Annotated in this window: 2 protein-coding genes and 1 pseudogene; all 3 read right to left on the reverse strand. The window is 37.5% G+C overall.

The annotated features are described in order from the left end of the window. A pseudogene (locus V7127_RS16450) lies at window positions 1-256 on the reverse strand (CAP domain-containing protein); the annotation flags it as partial. A 340-nt stretch (window positions 257-596) separates the two neighbouring features. Next, a complete protein-coding gene (locus tag V7127_RS16455; protein ID WP_335487792.1) occupies window positions 597-1,997 on the reverse strand; it encodes a sensor histidine kinase in 1,401 nt (466 codons plus the stop codon). Beyond that, complete coding sequence (locus tag V7127_RS16460) at window positions 1,994-2,671, reverse strand: response regulator transcription factor (protein ID WP_335487795.1); 678 nt, start codon at window positions 2,669-2,671, stop codon at window positions 1,994-1,996. Before V7127_RS16460 ends, V7127_RS16455 begins: the two co-directional genes overlap by 4 nt. Between the last annotated feature and the right edge of the window lie 130 nt (window positions 2,672-2,801).

Consider the following 2,801-nt stretch of genomic DNA (forward strand, 5'->3'; position numbering starts at 1 on the left):
CTGGCTTTTGTTGTACTGGTTGTTGTGCAAATTGTTTATTTAATCCATTCATATCCCATTGAATATTGTAATTCTTAAGGTATTTTTGCAGAATGCTATTAACTTGATCGTAATTTACATTAGTAGTTTGTGAGTAATTAACTTTAACTTGTTGAGGTGTTGGGCAATTGTATGCTGCATCTGCCTTATTCACCACTGGATTTGAAACTAGTATAGCTGCCGCTGCTGCTACTGAAAATAACATTTTTTTATTCATTTATTAAATCCTCCCTGATGTGAGTTATTTGTGTGCTGTCTTGCTTGCACAATCATAATAACACATGGTTTTTCGTAATATTTCTGGGGGGATTTAACAATTACCTTGTATATGAAAAATATAAAGCTAGAATAATCACATGAATCTCGTAAAAACCTTTTACTTTGTAGGTTTATAAAAAATAGACTGGAGGATATTTACTTGGATAAATAATCCTTTAGAAGAAACCGCCCTAAAGTTACTCCAGAATATTACTAAGAATTCGGTGTTGACAAGTTTTTATAAAGGCAGCTTGTTTTACTATTGTTACAAAAATATTACACATATGATGGTTTGATAACTAAAGATCGATAACTGGAAGAATAATCCTAACAGTTGTCCCTAATTCGAGCTTGCTCGTGATCATTAGCTTCCCGCCATGGAGATTAACAATCTTTTCGACAATCGCAAGCCCCAAACCTGTTCCCCCATCCTTTCTGGTCCTTGCCTTATTTACTCTGTAAAATCGCTGCTTAATTTTATCAATATCTTCAGAAGGAATTCCTATTCCGGTATCCTTCATCTCTATACAGCAGCCTTCCTTTATTTTATAAAGCTCAAGTCTGATTTCTCCTTTGTCAGTGTATCGTATAGAATTGTCCATAATATTTTGGATGACCTGTTCAATCCGGCCTTCATCTCCATTTATTATAATATCCGGATCGAGCTGATATTGGAGGCCTACATTCTTATTCTTCATAATTGGTCCGTACTTCTGCAAAGAGTTTTCAATAATTTGTGCAAGTGGAAGCGGCATTTTTTCCAACTTAAATTCTTCCGAGTCCAGTCGTGAAAGGTCAAGAAGATCACCTACTAGCCGTTCCATTCTTCCTGCTTCCCGATGAATGATATGGACATAGCGATCATGGTCTTCGTTTTTTGCAATCCCAGAAATTAATGCTTCACTATACCCTTTTACATAGCTTATTGGGGTTCTAAGTTCATGGGAGACATTGGCGAGAAACTCTTTTTTCCTTTCGTCTTCGCGTTGAATAGATGAAGCCATATGATTAAATGCATGGGCAAGCTGACCAATTTCATCTGTTGATTGATTATCGATCTTGATTGAATACTCCCCCTTTGAGACACACTCAGCAGCAGTCTTCATCTCAAGTAACGGTTTTGTCAGCCTTCGGACAAGGATTGTTCCGAAAGAAATAGCAATAATTAAGAATAGAAAGGCCGCCATCATCCATAAATAAGCAAAGTCTGTTGTGACCTCTGAAATTTTTGCTAGCGGTAAATATAAATATATAATTCCCTCAAGCCTAGTCTCATCCAAGAGAGGAATAACGACAGCCATAATTTGCCGATCAAACCGCTCCTCATAACCAATCTTATGTACCGGTTCACCTTTAAGCAGCTGTTCTCTTTCCTTCCCGCTTATTAATGCCTCATAATCGATATCAAAGGGTAAGCAGGCACTTAGCTCCCTAGGATTGCTGACAATAAAAATTTCTGATTCAGATTTTGTTCCATACCATTCAATTCTATCAATTAATTCCTCTGTTAAAGCTCCCCCATCATATTCGCTTGCCAAACGATTTCCTTCCTCTATTAATGAAGTCTCTACATTATTTACATATAGCTTTTCATAAAATAAATAAGAGAGGAAATAGGAATAAATAATCGTAATTAAAATGGCCGCTGTAATGGTGAGCCATAGTTTTTTTGCCAGACTATCGGTAAACTTAAACTTCATTCTCCAGGCACCTCAAATTTATAGCCGATTCCCCATACAGTCTGTATATAATCCCCGACACCAAGCTTCATTCTTAATGTTTTAATATGTGTATCAACCGTTCGAAGACTCCCTATATAATCAATTCCCCAAACTGAGTCAAGAAGCTGTTCTCTGCTCAAAGCCTGTGACTGATGATCAACGAAACATAGGAGAAGTTCAAACTCCTTCAATGTTAAAGATATACTTTGCCCTGCTACTGATACTTTTCTAGCCAATCGATCAATGATTATTTTTCCAACTTGGATATATGAGTCAGTTTTTGTCATACCGCTTCTGCGTAGGACGGCATTAATTCTTGCGACAAGCTCTCCTGGACTAAATGGTTTAACTAAGTAATCATCACCGCCAAGCTGAAGGGCCTGCACTTTGTCCCATTCCTCCCCTTTGGCTGATAAAAAGATGATCGGGATATTATATTTTTCTCTAATCCTCTTACAAACCTCATACCCATCTTCATCTGGCATCATAATATCAAGAATAATTAAGCTGATGTATGTATCCTTTAGGATGGCATATCCTTCCTCCCCATTAGCAGCAGATGCACAGTGAAAGCCTGAATTCTCCAGATACATTTCAACTAGATGTCTCATATCCTCCTCATCATCAATGATAAGGATATTTAGCTTCTCCATTACTTTCTCTCCCTTAACTGAAGGGCGTTATAAACCCTTCTTAACTACCTTCGTCTATGGTTTCCGTATAGAAGGGCGATATGAACTCCTCTTAACTACCTTTAACCTTGGGTTTCCGTGTCGAAGGGCG

The organism is Bacillus sp. JJ1773, from assembly GCF_036962035.1.
Classification (GTDB): domain Bacteria; phylum Bacillota; class Bacilli; order Bacillales; family Cytobacillaceae; genus Cytobacillus.